Source organism: Rhodococcus sp. MALMAid1271 (assembly GCF_049195265.1).
Classification (GTDB): domain Bacteria; phylum Actinomycetota; class Actinomycetes; order Mycobacteriales; family Mycobacteriaceae; genus Rhodococcoides.
The window spans coordinates 179,588-197,609 of record NZ_JBMIRQ010000097.1; the positions used below are offsets into that span (position 1 = coordinate 179,588).

Annotated in this window: 16 protein-coding genes; 2 read left to right on the top strand and 14 right to left on the bottom strand. The window is 65.2% G+C overall.

The window, feature by feature from the left end:
* Positions 1-26 precede the first annotated feature (26 nt).
* Together ACOQFP_RS15455 and ACOQFP_RS15460 are read right to left on the bottom strand one after the other, a co-directional pair.
* Complete coding sequence (locus tag ACOQFP_RS15455) at positions 27-881, bottom strand: hypothetical protein (protein WP_206490646.1); 855 nt, start codon at positions 879-881, stop codon at positions 27-29.
* Positions 882-971: 90 nt separating this feature from the next.
* The gene (locus ACOQFP_RS15460; RefSeq protein ID WP_421584866.1) at positions 972-3,314 is read right to left on the bottom strand and encodes a Tex family protein; all 2,343 of its coding nucleotides are present in this window, start codon (positions 3,312-3,314) and stop codon (positions 972-974) included.
* Between the two features lie 74 nt (positions 3,315-3,388).
* On the opposite strand from ACOQFP_RS15460, the gene ACOQFP_RS15465 reads away from it, so the two are divergent.
* Positions 3,389-4,345: a serine hydrolase gene (locus ACOQFP_RS15465; RefSeq protein WP_421584813.1), complete on the top strand. Its 957-nt coding sequence runs from the start codon at positions 3,389-3,391 to the stop codon at positions 4,343-4,345.
* Positions 4,346-4,350: 5 nt separating this feature from the next.
* On the opposite strand, the gene trmD is transcribed toward ACOQFP_RS15465, so the two are convergent.
* From trmD to ftsY, 12 genes are all read right to left on the bottom strand, one after another.
* A complete protein-coding gene (gene trmD / locus ACOQFP_RS15470; RefSeq protein ID WP_421584814.1) occupies positions 4,351-5,031 on the bottom strand; it encodes a tRNA (guanosine(37)-N1)-methyltransferase TrmD in 681 nt (226 codons plus the stop codon).
* Between the two features lie 3 nt (positions 5,032-5,034).
* Positions 5,035-5,583 (bottom strand): ribosome maturation factor RimM, encoded by a 549-nt coding sequence (rimM, locus tag ACOQFP_RS15475; protein ID WP_341244053.1) that lies wholly within the window; start codon positions 5,581-5,583, stop codon positions 5,035-5,037.
* Between the two features lie 14 nt (positions 5,584-5,597).
* Positions 5,598-5,840, bottom strand: coding sequence for an RNA-binding protein (locus ACOQFP_RS15480; protein ID WP_206490390.1), 243 nt, complete (start codon positions 5,838-5,840; stop codon positions 5,598-5,600).
* Complete coding sequence (rpsP, locus tag ACOQFP_RS15485) at positions 5,837-6,307, bottom strand: 30S ribosomal protein S16 (RefSeq protein ID WP_206490389.1); 471 nt, start codon at positions 6,305-6,307, stop codon at positions 5,837-5,839. The genes ACOQFP_RS15480 and rpsP overlap by 4 nt, the downstream gene beginning before the upstream one ends.
* 186 nt (positions 6,308-6,493) lie before the next feature.
* Entirely contained in the window at positions 6,494-7,351 is an 858-nt protein-coding gene (locus ACOQFP_RS15490; RefSeq protein ID WP_421584815.1) for a CPBP family intramembrane glutamic endopeptidase, read from the bottom strand.
* Complete coding sequence (locus ACOQFP_RS15495; RefSeq protein WP_421584816.1) at positions 7,317-8,435, bottom strand: amidohydrolase family protein; 1,119 nt, start codon at positions 8,433-8,435, stop codon at positions 7,317-7,319. Before ACOQFP_RS15495 ends, ACOQFP_RS15490 begins: the two co-directional genes overlap by 35 nt.
* Positions 8,436-8,445: 10 nt before the next feature.
* A complete protein-coding gene (gene ffh / locus ACOQFP_RS15500; RefSeq protein ID WP_341244056.1) occupies positions 8,446-10,005 on the bottom strand; it encodes a signal recognition particle protein in 1,560 nt (519 codons plus the stop codon).
* A 137-nt stretch (positions 10,006-10,142) separates the two neighbouring features.
* Entirely contained in the window at positions 10,143-11,048 is a 906-nt protein-coding gene (locus tag ACOQFP_RS15505) for a peptidoglycan DD-metalloendopeptidase family protein (RefSeq protein WP_421584867.1), read from the bottom strand.
* 330 nt (positions 11,049-11,378) lie between these two features.
* Entirely contained in the window at positions 11,379-13,910 is a 2,532-nt protein-coding gene (locus ACOQFP_RS15510; RefSeq protein WP_206490384.1) for a [protein-PII] uridylyltransferase, read from the bottom strand.
* Complete coding sequence (locus tag ACOQFP_RS15515; RefSeq protein WP_019664269.1) at positions 13,900-14,238, bottom strand: P-II family nitrogen regulator; 339 nt, start codon at positions 14,236-14,238, stop codon at positions 13,900-13,902. The genes ACOQFP_RS15510 and ACOQFP_RS15515 overlap by 11 nt, the downstream gene beginning before the upstream one ends.
* Before the next feature lie 72 nt (positions 14,239-14,310).
* Positions 14,311-15,600 carry an ammonium transporter gene (locus tag ACOQFP_RS15520; RefSeq protein WP_206490642.1) on the bottom strand — a complete coding sequence of 430 codons (1,290 nt, stop codon included), beginning with the start codon at positions 15,598-15,600 and terminating at the stop codon, positions 14,311-14,313.
* A 202-nt stretch (positions 15,601-15,802) separates the two neighbouring features.
* Entirely contained in the window at positions 15,803-17,284 is a 1,482-nt protein-coding gene (gene ftsY, locus ACOQFP_RS15525; RefSeq protein ID WP_421584817.1) for a signal recognition particle-docking protein FtsY, read from the bottom strand.
* A gap of 101 nt (positions 17,285-17,385) precedes the next feature.
* Between ftsY and ACOQFP_RS15530 the strand changes: the two genes are divergently transcribed.
* A complete protein-coding gene (locus ACOQFP_RS15530) occupies positions 17,386-18,018 on the top strand; it encodes an MSMEG_1061 family FMN-dependent PPOX-type flavoprotein (protein WP_341245374.1) in 633 nt (210 codons plus the stop codon).
* The last annotated feature ends 4 nt before the right edge of the window (positions 18,019-18,022 follow it).

Sequence of the window (18,022 nt, forward strand, 5' to 3'; positions counted from 1 at the left end):
GGCAACCCGACCATTGTGCCAGACCATCACGCATTCGAAGAAATCGACTCCGCCCTCGTCGCAGCGGCCCCGGCCGCCACCGGCGCCGGCACCACCACGCGCGCCAACTCGTCCTCGGTGGCCTCGCGCGCGTGAACGATGCTCGGCTTTCCTGCGATCGCGTCCTGCAGATAGATCTTCGCCCGGATCAACGGCCTGCGCCAGCGCTTCTCACGCCGCAACGCCCGCTCCATCTTCTTCGGCCTGTCGGTGTAGCGCCAACGAGCCCATGGCGCGCTCGGTCGACTCAGTCTGATGGCGGCCAACACCAGTATCGGCAGCACGAACAGCCCGACCAAACCGGTCCAGATCTTGCCCTTGAGGAGCACCACGACGCACAGCGCGAGGTTGACGACGGCCAGCGCCGCGAGGGTTCCACGTACCCACGGATCGGGATCGGCTCGGAAGTCCGCCGGGCTCAGTAGCTCGAGCGGATGAAAGCCGAGCAGCAACAGTCCGGTGAAGGCCAGGGCCGCGAAGACCGCGTCGACCGAGGTGCGGCCCTGCTCGGACCAATAGACGTCGCGGAGGTAGAAGATCAGCGCGAACTCGTCGAGGACGAGTGCGGCACCGATACCGAACACAGCCGCCAGTATCGCCCCGGCCGACTGGGACCCGTCGACGTAGACCGCGATCAGACCGATTCCCGCGAGCAACATCAACACGATCCCGAACACGACGTGGTGGATGTGTTGACCGCCGGGCGTGATGTTGCCCGGCCACCACTTCACGTCGGCGCGAATCATCCTGACACTGAGCCGGATCAACAGGAATCCCAGCAGCAATCCCAGCAGGAAGCACAACAGGGGCAGACGTCCGTGATCGATGACCCCGTGCTGCAACCACCTCACGTCTGCCTCACGTCCCTTCCTGGCGAATGGGCGAACAGCCCAGGCACCGTCAAGACTATTCGCGTCGGACTGGTGTCCAGGCTATTTCCCGAATCCGGCTTTTCTCAGTGCGTCGGCCATGGAACCGGCCGCCGGTGCCGCCTGCGCAGGCCCGCCGCGCCGATCGCGTTGGGGACGGCCGTCGCGTCCGCGACCGCCATCGTTGCCGCCCCCTGCTCGCCCTTGCCCACGAGGCCGATCACTCTGCCGTCCACGCGGGGAGTCCTTGCCGACGGCAGTTCCCGGCTCGTCGTCGAGCCGCAGACTCAGCCCGATGCGCTGCCGGGGAATGTCGACCTCCATGACCTTGACCCGTACGACGTCCCCGGACTTGACGACCTCGCGCGGATCCTTGACGAAGTTGTGCGACATCGCCGAGACGTGCACGAGTCCGTCCTGATGCACGCCGACGTCGACGAACGCACCGAACGCCGCGACATTGGTGACGACACCTTCGAGCGTCATGCCCGGCACAAGATCGGCCACCTTCTCGATCCCGGCCGCGAAGGTGGCAGTCTTGAACTCCGGACGGGGATCGCGTCCCGGCTTCTCCAGCTCGGAAATGATGTCGGTGACGGTGGGCAGACCGAATCTCTCGTCGGCGAACTCGGCCGGATTCAGGCTCCGCAGCAATGTGCTGTTCCCGATCACCTCGCGTACTCCCATCCCTGCCGTGCCGACGATGCGTCGTACGACGGGGTAGGCCTCCGGGTGCACACTCGAGCGGTCGAGCGGATCCTCGCCGCCGGAGATACGAAGGAACCCGGCGCACTGCTCGAAAGCCTTGGGGCCCAATCGTGGTACGTCCTTGAGGGTACTGCGACTGACGAACGGCCCGTTCTGCTCTCGGTGCGCCACGATGCTCTCGGCCAGAGAACCGGCGATTCCCGAGACCCTGGACAGCAACGGAACCGATGCGGTGTTGACATCGACACCGACCGCGTTCACAGCATCCTCGACGACAGCACCGAGAGATCGGGCCAGCAGTGTCTCGGAGATATCGTGCTGATACTGACCGACGCCGATGGATTTGGGATCGATCTTGACCAGCTCGGCCAGCGGATCCTGCAACCTCCGTGCGATCGATACTGCACCGCGAATCGACACGTCCAGTTCCGGTAGCTCACTCGAGGCGTAGGCGGAGGCGGAGTACACCGATGCTCCGGCTTCGGACACCACCACCTTGGTGAGGTTGGCTGCCGGGAATTTCGCGATCAATTCCGCTGCCAGAGAATCGGTCTCACGTGAGGCCGTGCCATTGCCGATGGCGATCAACTCCACGTTGTGCTTGGCCGCGAGGGCGGCGAGAGTTGCCACGGCCTGATCCCACTTGCCCTGCGGCTTGTGCGGGTAGATGGTGTCGTGGTCGACGACCTTTCCCGTCGCATCGACGACGGCGACCTTGGTGCCGGTGCGAAAGCCCGGGTCCAGGCCCATCGTGGCGCGGTTGCCCGCCGGTGCAGCAAGCAGCAGATCCTTGAGATTGCTCGCGAAGACATCGACCGCATCCTTCTCGGCCGACTGACGCAGTCGCATACGGGTATCGAGCGAGACAGTGACCAGCATCTTGGTACGCCAGGCCCATCGGACGGTGTCGAGCAGCCACCTGTCCGCCGGGCGTCCTCGATCGGCGATCCCGAAGGTAGCGGCGATCCGACCCTCGTACACGCTCGGCACACCGGGGGTCGGCTCCTCTCGTTCGGGCTCGAAGCCGAGCGAGAGCACTTCTTCTTTCTCACCACGCAGCGTCGCGAGGATGCGGTGTGAGGGCAAGCTCGTGAACGGCTCCGAGAACTCGAAGTAGTCGGAGAATTTGGCCCCGGCCTCTTCCTTGCCCTTGCGGACCGTCGACACGAGTTGGCCGGAGGTCCACATCAGTTCGCGCAACTCCCCCACCAGATCGGCATCCTCGGCGAATCGCTCGACGAGAATCGCACGAGCACCGTCGAGCTGCTCCTGATCGAACTGCGCCGGATCGGTCGTGGGGTCGGAGAACAGCGCGTCCGCTACTGGCTCGTGACCGGCTTCGCGCGCGATCTGTGCCTTCGTTCGGCGCTTGGGCTTGAACGGCAGATAGATGTCTTCGACGCGAGCCTTGGTATCGGCGAGCATCAGGGACTGCTCGAGTGCGTCGTCGAGCTTGCCTTGGCTACGGATGGATTCGATGACGGCGTCTCTGCGCTCGTCGAGCTCTCGCAGGTACCGCAGCCGCTCGTCGAGTAGCCGCAGTTGCGCATCGTCGAGCGTCCCGGTGACCTCCTTGCGATAGCGCGCGATGAACGGGACCGTCGAGCCACCGTCGAGCAGTTCTACGGCGGCACGAACCTGTTCCTCACGAACGTCGAGTTCTTCGGCTATGCGCTTGTTCACAGATTTCAGAGCAATGGTCACGGCGATGGACCCTACCGCTACTGTGAGAGTCGTCGGTCAGCGGTTCTGAGTGTGGGAGAGATACACGCATGGTCACGTGGTCTCGATTCCTGATCGCCACCTGTGCCACGATCTTGCTCGCAGTGGGATGTTCGGTGCCTGCGGACGACGAGATCGGCGATTCCGCGGGCAAAGCAACCGCCGAGACGTCCGCGTCACCCTTTCCGGACCTGAAGAAGGTCGACGGTGTGGCCCTCGAGGCCCGCATCCCCATGGCGGTCGCGTCGGCACGGGCCCGAGGTGCCGACATCGACTTCGCGCTACTCGATCGCGACACCGGGGCCTACTACAGCAGCAACGCCGATCAGCAGGTCGAAACGGCCTCGGTGTCCAAACTTTTCATCGCCGACGAGGTGATGTTCCGAGCGCAGTCGGAGAACCGCCCGGTCTCGCCGGAGGAACTGGACATCATGACGAGAATGTTGGAGCTCTCCGACGACAATGCCGCGTATACCCTCTGGTATCGCTACGGTTCGTCCGAGATCATCGGCGCAGTCGCTGCCCGCTACGGGTTGCAGAGCACCACTGCGCCCGCCGACGACCAGTGGTACAACACCGAAACCACACCCAGCGACCTGGTCGGCTACTACGCGGGCCTGCTCAACGGCAGCGGCGGTCTGACCACCGCGTCGGAGGAGGTCATCGTCGGCATGCTGCGTCGTTCGGCTCCGATTGCCGCCGACGGTTACAGACAGCACTTCGGAATCGTCGACGGCTTGCCGGGCGAAAGTGTGCACGCAGTCAAACAAGGCTGGATGTGCTGCGTGTCCGATCGCTGGGTGCACCTGTCGACGGGAACGATCGGGGTGGACAACCGCTACGTGCTGGCTCTGTCGTCACGGGAGGACATCTTCTACGCCGACGACATGGAGAGCTATCCGGACACCGCTGTGGTCGACGTGACCGACGATGCCAGCGCGCTGCATGCCAGGCAGACTCTGACCGGCTTCGTCACGATGCTCTTTCCCGACGGCACGATCAGCTGAATCACTCAGTCTTCGAGCAGATCCGGGCGTCGATCGGCGGTTCGCGCCAATGACTGGGCACGACGCCACGCGGCGATTTTCGCGTGATCGCCGGAGAGTAGGACTTCGGGGACGTCGAGCTCACGCCATCGGGCCGGACGGGTGTAACTGGGCCCTTCGAGAACCCCCTCGGAGAACGAATCCTCTTGGTGGGACTGCTGATTGCCGAGCACTCCTGGCATCAGACGGACCACTGCCTCGGCCATCACCAGGACCGCCGCTTCGCCCCCGATCAGAACGTAATCGCCGATACTGACCTCTTCGACCCGGACGCGGCGCGCGGCGTCGTCGAACACACGTTGATCGATGCCTTCGTAGCGGCCACACGCGAACACCAGATGGCGTTCGGTGGACCAGCGTTCGGCGGTGCGCTGGGTGAACGGCACTCCGGCCGGAGTGGGGACGACCAGTAACGAATCCCCGGTGAGCACCTCATCGAGGGCGTCACCCCAGACCGTCGGTTTCATGACCATCCCGGGACCGCCGCCGTAGGGCGAATCGTCGACCGCCTTGTGCACATCGTGGGTCCAGGACCGTAGGTCGTGTACCTCGAGCGAGACGAGCCCGCGGTCGATTGCCTTGCCCAGCAGTGCAGTTCGCAGTGGTGTCAGGTATTCCGGAAAGATGGTGACGACGTCGAGGCGCACGTGCTACTCCGGATCCAGTAAGCCTTCGGGCGGATCGATCTCGATCGTCTTGTCGGCCAACGACACCGAGGTCACGATCGCGGCCACGAAGGGAACGAGGATTTCGGCGCGCGCGGCTGCGCCGGTGGTGGTGTCCGAACTCGGTCGAATGGAGAGCAACTCGCCCGCGGCCGAATGCAGAACCTCGCGGACGGTTCCCACCACCGAGCCGTCGGTCAGGATCACCGTGAGGCCCTCTAGTTCGTGATCGTAGAACTCGTCCGGGTCCTCGGACGGTGGCAGGTCGGTGGATTCGACGACGAACAGGATGCCGCGCAGCTGGTCGGCGGCTGTCTTGTCGTCGATACCGTTCAGACGCAGCAGAAGCCGCCCGGAATGTTCCCGGACGGCGTCCACCGTGTATTTCGCCGGCGCTGCGTCCGATCGGGGCCTGCGGCCCCGAAGAACGTTTCCGGCGGCGAAGCGGTCGTCGGGGTCGTCGGTACGAACCTCGACGACGACTTCTCCTTTGATGCCGTGTGACTTGGCAACACGGCCGATGACGAGCTCCATGGTCGGTGCGTGACCTAGTTGTCCGTGTCGACCACGTCGACACGAATGCCGCGACCACCGATACCCGAGACGAGGGTGCGCAGCGCCGTCGCAGTGCGACCACCGCGTCCGATGACCTTGCCCAGATCGTCGGGGTGCACGTGAACTTCCACGGTGCGACCACGACGACCGGTGATCATCTCGACCCGAACGTCATCGGGATTGGCGACGATGCCACGAACGAGGTGTTCGACGGCATCGGCGACAACGGCGCTCACTTCTCAGCAGCCTCGGCGGCCGGCGCGTCTGCCGTCTCGGTTGCAGCGGCGTCAGCGGTGGTGGCGTCGTCCGACTTCGGAGTCTTCTTCTTCTTCGCGGTGGTGGCTTCACCCTGGGGCTCGGAGTCGGCCTGTGCCAGTGCGGCGTTGAACAGGTCGAGCTTCGACGGCTTGGGCTCGGCGACGCGCAGGGTGCCCTCGGCACCGGGCAGGCCCTTGAACTTCTGCCAGTCACCGGTGATCTTCAGCAGTGCCTCGACGGGCTCGGTCGGCTGTGCACCGACGCCCAGCCAGTACTGCGCACGCTCGGAATCGATGTCGATGACGCTGGGGTCCTGCTTCGGCTCGTACTTGCCGATGGTCTCGATCGCACGGCCGTTGCGGCGGGTGCGAGAGTCCGAGATGACGACGCGGTAGTGCGGGGTGCGGATCTTGCCGATACGCATGAGCTTGATCTTGACAGCCATGTTCTGGTGGAGCCTTTCGGGAGTTGGTCACGGCGCAATTCAGCGGTTCGCACGGCATGCGAACCCGGTTTTGCGTTGGAGGGTTGTTGTGACCGCCGCTCGGTACGTAACCGGATGACGGGCGAACAGCTGTTCATTGTGCCAGACGAGTGAGGCGATCGGTGAATCGCCTGCACAGCCACCCGATCACGCGAGCAGGATCACCAGGGCCGGGAGGGTGTTGTTCAGCGAATGGGCAGTGGTCGAGGCGACGATGGAGCCACTCCGCATTCTGGCGATGCCGATTGCCAGACCACCCCACAGCAGGATCACGAAACGCCACCATTCTCGGTGCCAGATCGCGAACACGACGGCGGTGATCGCCAACACGACCCATCTGTTGCCCAGCCACGCCATGGGCATCGGGCGGGTGCGCTTTTCCAGCGCACCCCACAGCATGCCGCGGAACATCGTTTCCTCACAGATCGGTGCGCCGATCCAGATCCACACGACCAGCAGAATCTTCCATCCCATGGCCGAGTCCGCAAAGTTGCCAAGAGGTGCCTGCTCGTCGACGTCGATGCTGGAGAACAGCATCAGCGCCAGCAACACGCCACCGACGACGGCCACGCCGCCCCAGGCCAGTCCGGATCGGACGTGACCGAGAAATTCGGCACTGGATCTGGGGAGACCGAAGTCGACGACGGGTCCGTTGCCACGCGTTCGTGAGATCGCCACCGCCAGCCCTGCGGCGAGCAGGCTGGGAATCATGATGCCCACGACCGACAGCGCGGAGTTCTGCGAGTTCACCGCGAGTCCGAGGAGCACGAAGCCCACGAGATTGACGCCGAGGACCAGCGCCGCGGCCGGCAGTCCCCACTTCTGGCCCCCGCGGCGGAGCAGGGCGGCATTCTCGGCCCGCCAGTAGGTCTCGGACAGGCCCGAGCCCTGCTGCTGAATCTGATTCATCGGCGCGAGGCCGGCCCAGCTCGGTCGGTCCGGATCGACGGGGCCTGCACCGCCGTCCGGCTCACTCACCCACAGGCCCCGATCTGTGTCGGTCACCGCCGCGTCGGTCGGTCACCCGCCCGCGAAGTATCACCAGTTCGGGGTTGGACAGCACCTCCGGTCCCCCGCGCGGATCCTCGGCGTAGACGACGAGGTCTGCAGGCGCGCCGTGTTCGAGCCCTCGTCGGCCCAGCCACGAGCGGGCGTCCCAGCAGGCGGCACCGAGTGCGTCCGTCGGAGACAGCCCGACGGATGCGAGTGCGGCAACTTCGTCGGCGATGCGACCGTGCGCGATCGACCCTCCGGCATCGGTTCCTGCGTAGATCGCGATTCCGGCGTCGTGGGCTCGTCCGACGGTATCGGCCACGCGCTCGTGCAAGGCCCGCATGTGGCGGGCGTAGACGGGATATCGGGTGGCGGAATCCGCAATCGAGGGGAAGGTCTCGATATTGATCAACGTCGGCACCAGTGCCGTGCCGCGATCGACCATCATCTCGATGGTCTCGTCGGTCAGGCCGGTGCCGTGCTCGATGCAGTCGATGCCGGCCGCGATCAGGCCGGGGAGGGCATCCTCGCCGAACACGTGGGCAGTCACTCGCGCTCCCTCGGCGTGCGCAGCGGCGATGGCATCGACGAGGATGGCGTCGTTCCACAGTGGGCGAAGGTCGCCCACCGAGCGATCGATCCAGTCTCCGACGAGTTTGACCCAGCCGTCACCGAATCGAGCTTGCTGCGCCACCGCCTCGGGCAGTTGGGATTCGTCCTCGAGGTCTACGGCCAGACCCGGTATGTAGCGCTTGGGCGATGCGATGTGACGGCCGGCTCTGATGATCCGAGGAAGCTCGTCGTACTCGTCCAACGCGCGGGTGTCCACCGGAGAGCCCGCGTCGCGCAGCAGCAGCGCGCCGACGCCTCGCTCGGTCTCGGCTTGGCGGATCGAACCGGCCAGATCCGTGTGTCCCCCGCCGTATTCGATTCCGACGTGGCAGTGGGCATCGACGAGACCGGGCAGAATCCAACCGCCGTCGTGGACGAGGTCGGCATCCGGAATCGGCTCCGTGGACAGCACGTCGCCGTCGATCCAGAGATCGACGTTCGCCCCGTCCGGCAGGCCGCGGCCCCGTACCCGCATTGCCGCCACGTGCGCGAGCCTACTTCTTCGGCAGTTTCAGCTGCGAGAGATCGATGCCCTCGAGGCCGGGCGGTAACTGGTCGAGACCCTTGGGCATGGACGACAGATCCGGCATCCCGCCGGGCATCCCGCCCGGCATACCGGGAAATCCGCCGCGAATCTTCGGCTGCGTCGGGCCGCGACCGCCCTTCTTGCCTTTCTTGCCCTTCTTGTTGTTCCGCACCTGTTTGCGAGCCCCAGGCATCCCCATCCGGCCTGCCATCGCCGACATCATCTTGCGTGCCTCGAAGAAGCGATCGACCAGCTGATTGACGTCGGAGACCTTGACTCCGGAACCGTTCGCGATCCGCAGCCGCCTCGAGGCGTTGATGATCTTCGGATCGGTCCGCTCCTGCGGAGTCATACCGCGGATGATGGCCTGGACGCGATCGAGTTGCTTCTCGTCGACGTCGGCGAGTTCTTTCATCTGGCCCGCGCCGGGCAACATGCCCAACAGGTTTCCGATGGGCCCCATCTTGCGGACGGCCATCATCTGCTCGAGGAAGTCGTCGAGTGTGAGCTGGCCCGAACCGATCTTGTTGGCCGTTGCCTCCGCCTGCTCGGCATCGAAGTGCTGTTCGGCCTGCTCGATGAGGCTCAGCACGTCACCCATGCCGAGGATGCGACTGGCCATACGGTCGGGATGGAAGACGTCGAAATCTTCCAGTTTCTCGCCGGTCGAGGCGAACATGATGGGTTGGCCGGTCACCTCGCGAACGCTCAGAGCGGCACCGCCGCGAGCATCGCCGTCGAGCTTGGTGAGCACGACGCCGGTGAATCCGACGCCGTCGCGGAATGCCTCCGCTGTGCTGACGGCATCCTGGCCGACCATGGCGTCGAGGACGAACAGGGTTTCGTCCGGCTGGACCGCGTCACGAATTCCTGCGGCCTGACTCATCAATTCGGTGTCGATACCGAGTCGACCGGCGGTATCGACGATGACGACGTCGTACTGCTTGTTTCGCGCTTCGGCTATGCCTGAGCGCGCAACCTCGACGGGATCGGATGCCGATACGCCGAGTGCATTGTCTCCACCGCCGATGGAGGTGCCCGGGTGCGGCGCGAAGACGGTTGCGCCTGCGCGCTCACCGACGATCTGGAGCTGACTGACGGCACCGGGCCGCTGCAGGTCGCACGCGACGAGCAGTGGCGTGTGCCCTTGGCCCTTGAGCCATTTCGCGAGCTTGCCTGCGAGGGTCGTCTTACCCGAACCCTGGAGTCCGGCGAGCATGATCACCGTCGGCGGGTTCTTGGCGAATTCGAGCCTGCGGGTCTCACCACCGAGAATGCCGACCAGTTCCTCGTTGACGATCTTGACGACCTGCTGCGCCGGGTTGAGCGCTGCCGACACCTCGGCACCCTTGGCCCGGACCTTGATGCGGCCGATGAATTCACGTACGACGGGCAGTGCCACGTCCGCTTCGAGAAGGGCAAGACGGATCTCGCGGGCCGTGGCGTCGATATCCGCGCCGGACAGCCGACCTTTGCCACGCAGGTCCTTGAGAGTCCCGGTCAACCTGTCGGAAAGGGATTCGAACACCGATTGCACTCCTGAGCTAGCCGATCACCGAAGACGAGTCGAATCCGGCACGGTCACCAGACTAGCGCCAGCGCCCGCGCTAGTCGCTCGGGCGTTCGTCCACCGTGTCGTTCACGGGACGAAGACCTGAACACCACTCACGCGTTGCGTGCGGAATCGTTCCATGTCACTGCCACACCCCGGGTGGACAGCCACTGGGCCGGATCGACCTTGACACCCGAGGCGTCGTGCACCTCGAAGTGCAGATGCGGCCCGGTGGACTGGCCGCGATTGCCCACTGTGGCGATCTGCTCCCCGGCCGACACCCGCTGACCGGGCTGTACCGAGAAGTCGTTGACGTGTCCGTAGATCGTTTCGGTGCCGTCGTCGTGCTTCAGCTTGACCCAGAGTCCGAATCCGCTGGCAGGGCCTGCATCGATGACCGTGCCGTCGGCGGCCGCGTAAATGGGCGTGCCGATCGGTGCCGCGATGTCGAGTCCGCTGTGTTGAGTGCCCCACCGCGATCCGAAGTTCGACGTCAACACCCCTGCCACCGGCTGCACGGTGGACTTCTTCAGCGAACGAAGGCTTTCGAGCGGCGATCCACCTCCGACCCCTCCCTGGCCGAGGCCCACGTCGTCGAGCCATTGCTGCGCAGCGGCACCGGGATCGGGCAGCCCGAATGCTGCCAATGGGTCGGAGCTCGGCGGAGCGACAGGAGTCGACGCGGGAGCCGAGGGTGCGGGCTCGGCTGGGGCGGACTGCGCTGGGCCGGACTGCGCTGGGGCCGACTCCGCCGGTGCGGGCTGCGCTGGGGCCGACTCCGCCGGTGCGGGCTGCGCGGGCTCGACCGGAGCAGGCGCGAACTGTGGCGGCAGAAACTGGGGCGGAACGAACTGAGGGATCTCGAACTGCGGGGCCTCGAACTGCGGGGCCTGGAACTGCGGGGGCTCGAAATGGGGTAGCTCGAATCCGGCCGGCAGAAGACCCTGCGGCACTGCGAACGGAAGCCCGGCGGCGGGCGGCTCCTGAATCGGCGCTGCGCCCGCTGTTCCCGCCCCCATCGAGGTGGCACCGACGACGATCGCGCCGGTCGCCGCCACGATCGTCGCAGTCCGACGACCGGTGTCCGGAGCCTGCTCGGCAGCGCGATGCTTGCCGCGCGGTTCAGCGGTTGCTGTGTCGGCCGGTACGTAGATGTTCGACCGTCGATGGGATCCCACAGTTGATGCCTCTCGCATAGCAGCAGTGTCGACTGCAGTAGCACCCGAAACCGGTGCGGCCTTCAGTCAGTGACGAACATAACAAAAGCGTATCGATGGCAAACCCATCGGCTGGAAGTTGGTGAGAAGTCACCACAGCATGCCGTAACGCAATCCGGTTCCGACCATCGGTTATGTCCCTTCCGGCTTTTCCGGGGGTTTGGGCGGTTCCGGGGCAGGCACAACCGCGAGTATCGCCCGTTCGAGATCTTCGCGAACGGCGCGGCTGTCCGCTCCTGCCAGGTCGATACAGAACGAGTCGACCACCGAGCTACCCAGCGTCGACACACGCGCCCAGCGAATGTCCGAGCCCTGCTGTTCGATCGCGCTGGCCAACCGACAGAGCAACCCGAGCCTGTCTTCTGCCCGCAGCTCGAGCACCACCTGGCCGGGTTCGCTGTCGTCGAACCACAGCACCCTCGGCGGGGCCTGGGCGTAGAGAACCGGCACTGCCGAATCCTCCCCCTCGTCCTCCACCGTCTCGGTTCGGGCGTGACGTTCTTTGGCATCGAGTACCGCCACCAGATCGAGTTCTCCGGCCTGCGCCCGAATGATCTCCTGGCGGAGCAGACCGGCCTGCGGCGGTGCCCCGAACAGCGGCGCGACATCGAAGGTGTTGATCGCCGAACCGTTGTGACTGCCCAGCGAGGCAGAGAGCACCCGCAGCGAGTGCAGCGCCAGCACCCCTGCGGTGTCGGAGAGCAGCCCGGGGGCGTCGGGCGCGATGACCGTGACGACGAAGGTGTGCAGTCCGTCGGTCGGTGCGATGTCGACGTGGACCCCGCCACGCGCGGCCAGCTCGATCCGTGCCGGATCGAGTGGATCGGGGCCGGGCAGACTCTCCCCTGCCATCACCAATCGGCACCTGCGCACCAGTTCGCGGATCAGTGACGCCTTCCAGTCTCCCCAGACTCCGGGGCCCGTGGCGAGCGAATCTGCTTCGGCCAGAGCATGAAGCAGCTCGAGCAGAATGGAATCGGCACCCAATGCGTCGACGACGGTCTGCACGGTGGCCGGGTCGTCGAGATCTCGGCGAGTAGCGGTTTCCGGCAGCAGCAGGTGGTACCGCACCATCGCCGTCAGCAGCGTCACATCCGAGGGCCACAGTCCGAGCCTGTTGCCGATCTGAATTGCGAGATCTGCACCCACGATGCTGTGGTCGCCGCCGCGGCCCTTTCCGATGTCGTGTATCAGCGCACCGAGGACCAGGAGGTCCGGACGTGCCACTCTGGTGGTCAACGCGCTTGCGTAGGCAGCGGTTTCGACCAGATGCCGATCGACGGTCCAGGTGTGCACGGCATCTCGGGGCGGTAGGTCACGCACCGCGCCCCATTCGGGGATCAGCCTGCCCCACAAGCCGGTTCGATCGAGCGCCTCGATGGCCGCGATGGCTTTGCGCCCGGATCCGAGCAGGACGAGCAGATCGTTGAGAGCTTCCTTGGGCCAGGGCTCACGAAGCTCGGGAGCACTGTCGGACAGCCGGTTCAGTGTCGATGCAGACATCGGCATTCCGGTCTGCGCCGACGCCGCCGCGACGCGCATGATCAGGCCGGGGTCCTTGTTCGGTCGCGCATCACGGGCCAGAACGACCTCACCGGCGTGCTCGACCACTCCCTCGTCGAGCGGACGGCGGACCGGAACTCTCCGCAAGCGTGAAAGTCCCTTTCGCGGAAGCGAATTACCCGCGGTACGCAATCCGACATCGACGGAATAGCTGATGGTACGAGCCGAATCGCTCAGCACGCGCGCGAGATCGAAGCGATCACCGATCCGCAGCGCGGCACCGATCTCGTCGGCATCCTGCGCGCGCAGTTGATCTCGCGCTCGGCCGGCCACCCGGTGCAGTTCGGTACGCACGTCAAGCAGTCGCCCGTGCGCGAAGGCCAAACCGCCTCCGGGCGACTCGGGTCCGAGCCCGGGCATACCGTCGGTGAGTTGAGCAATGGAGAGGGCGTCGAGCAACTGCACGTCTCGCAGTCCACCGCGTCCGCTCTTGAGGTCGGGTTCGGCGCGGTGCGCGATCTCACCGCTACGCGACCATCGCCCCCGAGTCTGCTCGATCAGTTCGTCGAAGCGCCCGCGAATTCCGTTGCGCCACTGACGCCGTACGCCGCCGATGAGCAGGTTGCTCAACTCGACGTCGCCGGCGATGTGACGTGCCTCCAACATCCCGAGCGATGCTGTCATATCCGCCGCGGCCACCTGCAGTGCCTGCGGCACAGTACGAACGCTGTGGTCGAGCTTGATGTGCGCGTCCCACAGCGGATACCAGAGCTTGTCGGCGACGTCGGAGACGATGCGTGGTTCGAGATCGTCGTGCAGCAGGATCAGGTCCAGATCCGAGTACGGCAACAGTTCACGGCGCGCCAGACCGCCGACTGCGACGATCGCGAAGCCCGAGTCGGGTTTGATCCCGAGCTCGGCACCTTTGGTGGTCAACCAGAACTCGTGGAGATCGACCAGAGCCTGTCTGAGCGAGGGCGCATCGAGACGACGGTTGCGAGTGCCACCGTCGAGTAGTTGTTTTCTGGCCCGAGCGAGATCGGCCGCAGCACCGCCCGTGCCCTTCGATGCCGAGCCCGAGGAGACCGCAGGCCCCGATCCCGACGCTGTCGCGCCCGAACCGGGGCCTGCGGCCCGAGACCCTTTGGGGTCAGAGTGCATCTGCGCCACGTTCTCCGGTACGGACTCGGATGACCGAGTCGACCGGGGAAACCCAGACCTTGCCGTCACCGATCTTGCCGGTGCGTGCGGCCTCGACGATGACCTCGACGACCTTCTCCACCGCGGCGTCGTCGACGACTACCTCCACACGTACCTTCGGAACGAAGTCGACCGAGTACTCGGCACCTCGGTAGACCTCGGTGTGGCCCTTCTGGCGACCGTATCCCTGAACTTCACTGACGGTCATTCCCAGTACGCCTGCCTGCTCCAGGCCCGTCTTGACGTCCTCCAGGGTGAACGGTTTGACGATTGCCGTGATCAGCTTCATTTTTGCTTCCCTTCACAAGACCTCGAGTGCCCGTTGTCGTACGGTGCAGCGTTCATATCCATCTCTACCTTGTCAGGCGAAATCATATGCAGTCTCAGCGTGCTCGGCTTCGTCGATACCGTTCGCCTCGTCCTCATCCGACACGCGCCAGCCGAGAGGCTTGAGCGCGAAGGCGATCACGGCAGTGACGATGGCGGTGAAGATCAGAGCGACCAGAGCGATGACGATCTGGACGACGAGCTGCTTGTAGTCTCCGCCGTAGAACAGGCCGGTCTCGGAGCCGAGGAAGCCGATGGCGATGGTGCCCCACAGGCCTGCCACGAGGTGCACGCCCACGACGTCGAGCGAATCGTCGTATCCGAACTTGAATTTCAGTCCGACCGCGAGGGCCGACAGGACACCGGCGATGACGCCGAGAATCATCGAACCGACCGGCGTCAGTGCACCTGCTGCCGGAGTGATCGCGACAAGACCTGCGACGATGCCCGAGGCGGCACCGAGGCTGGTGGCGTGGCCGTCGCGAATACGCTCGGTGATGAGCCAGCCCGCGATGGCAGCTGCGGTGGCGGCGGTGGTGTTGACCCAGGCCAGACCTGCGATGCCGTCTGCTGCGAACGCAGAGCCGGCGTTGAATCCGAACCAGCCGAACCACAGCAGTGCTGCGCCGAGCATGACGAACGGAAGGTTGTGCGGGCGGTAGGCCATCTTGCCGAAGCCTGCGCGCTTGCCGATGATGATCGCCAGAATCAGGCCGGCGATACCGGCGTTGATGTGCACCACGGTGCCACCGGCGAAGTCGATCGGTTCCACGCTGGCGACGAGCCCACCCTCACCGTCGTCGGTGGTTCCGAAGATCATTGCCGCGAGGCCGTTCTCGGATCCGGAGAGCAGTCCGCCGCCCCAGACCATGTGGGCCAGCGGGAAGTACGCCAGGGTGACCCAGATACCCGAGAAGACGAGCCACGTGCCGTACTTGACGCGGCCGGCGATCGAGCCGCTGATCAGTGCGACGGTGATGATCGCGAAGGTCACCTGGAACGCCACGTCGATGATGTTGGCGTAACCCGATGCGCCGACGATGTAGTTTCCGTCCGCATCGGTGATCGAATCCTTGAGTCCGAAGAACTCGAAGGGATTGGCGAAGATTCCGCCGACGTCCTGGGTTCCGTAGGACATGGACCAGCCCCACAGGAAGTAGACGATCGAGACGACGGCCATTGCTCCGAACGACATCATCATCATGTTCAGTACGGTCTTCTGCTGCGACATACCGCCGTAGAAGAACGCCAAGCCCGGCGTCATCAGCAGCACCAGAGATGCTGCCATCAGCATCCATGCGGCGTTGCCGGAGTTGGCCAACATATCCTCGGGACTCACGTACACCCTCCATTCTCCCGCACACCGGTTGGCGCGCCGTTACGCAAGAAGGGTGGTTTCACGAGGTTTCATCCGTGACACTCTGGTGTTTCGGACATGTGAACGCATGACCGAATTCTGTTGCAAAAAGGTTTCGTGCAGGCGTTTGTGCTTTTTCCCCGGTTCTTGGACAGCCCGATCGATGCACTCAGCCGAGCAGAGCGTCGACGAACGCCCCCGGCTCGAACGGTGCCAAATCGTCGGCACCTTCGCCGAGACCGACGAGTTTGACGGGCACCCCGAGCTCACGCTGAACCTGAAAGACGATGCCACCCTTCGCGGTTCCGTCGAGCTTGGTGAGCACGACTCCGGTGATGTCGACGATCTCGGCGAAGACACGCGCCTGCGTGAGCCCGTTCTGGCCGACGGTGGCGTCCAGAACGAGCAAGACGTCGTCGACGTGGGCGCGCTTCTCGATGACTCTCTTGACCTTGCTCAGCTCGTCCATCAGACCCGATTTGGTGTGCAGCCTGCCCGCGGTGTCGATCAGAACCACGTCGACCCCGCCGTCGATTCCCTTGCTCACTGCGTCGAACGCGACAGCGGCCGGATCCGCAGCCTCCTTGCCTCGGACCACCTCGGCCCCCACTCGCTCGGCCCAGGTCTGCAGCTGGTCGGCTGCTGCCGCGCGGAACGTATCGGCGGCACCGAGCAGTACTCGTCGCCCGTCCGCAACCAACACGCGAGCGAGTTTGCCGGTTGTCGTGGTCTTACCGGTCCCGTTGACGCCGACCACCAGCAGCACGGCAGGGGTGCCGTCGTGTGGAAGCGCGCGAATCGAACGATCGAACTCGGGATGGAGCTGCGCAACGAGAATCTCGCGCAACAGCGCCCGGGCGTCCGCCTCGGTCCGGATACTGCGCGCCGCCATCTGTTCGCGCAGAGTGCGCATGATCTCGGCGGTGGTCGCCGAACCGATATCGGCGATCAGCAGCGTGTCCTCGACCTCTTCCCAGGAATCCTCGTCCAGATCTCCGCCGCCGAGCAATCCGAGCAAGCTCTTGCCGACAGCGGACTGGGAACGGGCCAGACGACCTCGTAGACGATCCAACCGCCCCTCGGTGGGATCGATGGTGTCCAACCGCGACACTGCCGGGCCCGCTGTGGCAGGGGGCTGCGTTTCCGCAGCATCGGGAACAGCCGGCTCGGGCTCCGGCACCACGGGCTCCGGCACCTCGGGCTCGGAGACCACGGGCTCGGAGACCACGGGCTCGGGCAGTACCTGTGCGGTGTCCGCGGCGTCGCTCGGTGCGCCATCGCCTTCCGGCGTCTCGATCGCCGGAACATCGGCCTCGGTCCCCACGCGGTCCGCCTCTGCCGAGGCGGGCGACGCTGGATCGGCAGCGACCGGAGCAGAAACTGAGGGCGGAGGTTCGACCGGCGCACGGTCGGCCGGTTTCGGAGTCCGAGGGCGAACCGGATCTGCCGTGGCCGTGCCCTGGCTGAACGAGAATCCGCTGCCCGCGGTGTACCCGCCGGATCTGTCCTTGGTCGCTGCGTCCTCGATCCGCGCCGCCTCGTCCGCTTTGAGGGACACTCTGCGCCGACGGGACAGCACCAGTCCGACGACCAGAACGACGAGCAGGACGGCAGCGATCGCCGCAACGATGATCCACGCTTGGTTACTCACACAGACATCATCTCAGGCGATCACGACGGTGCTTCACCGGTGCTGGTCTGCCTCGCGAAATGCAGTTCTCCTTCGCCGCGCGGATCGCTACCATCTCGGTCATGGTGTGGGCAACGGTGCGGGACGCGGAACAGTTGACGCAGATGTTCGGCGAGCCGAGCTATCGAGCGGCCAACAAGGATCGGCGCACTCTGCATGCGCTGGACGTGCAGTGGCTCGCCGCGTCCCCGTTCTGTCTGGTGGGAACCTCGGACGCGAGCGGACGGTGCGACGTCTCGCCCAAGGGTGACCCGCCCGGGAGCCTGGTCCATGTCCTCGACGACGCCACGATCGCGCTCGCCGAACGACCGGGCAACCACCGGATGGACGGCTACCGCAACATCATCGAGAACCCGTTCGTCGGGCTGAATTTCTTTGTTCCCGGCCGCGGCGACACGCTCCGCATCAACGGTCGAGCGTCGCTCGTCACCGAGGCACCGTTCTTCGACGATCTGCAGGTGAAGGGTCATCGCCCGATCCTGTGCCTGGTGGTCGATATCGAGCAGGTGTTCCACCACTGCGCCAAGGCTTTCATGCGGTCCAAGCTGTGGCAGCCCGAGACCTGGGCTGCCGAGGCCGTGCCCGACGTCGCCACCTTGACCAGAACACTCATCCCGCAGGCACCCGAGACGATCGAAGAGTTGCGCGAGTACTACGGACCGTCCTACTCCGACCGGCTCTATCCGAAGCAGTGAGCGC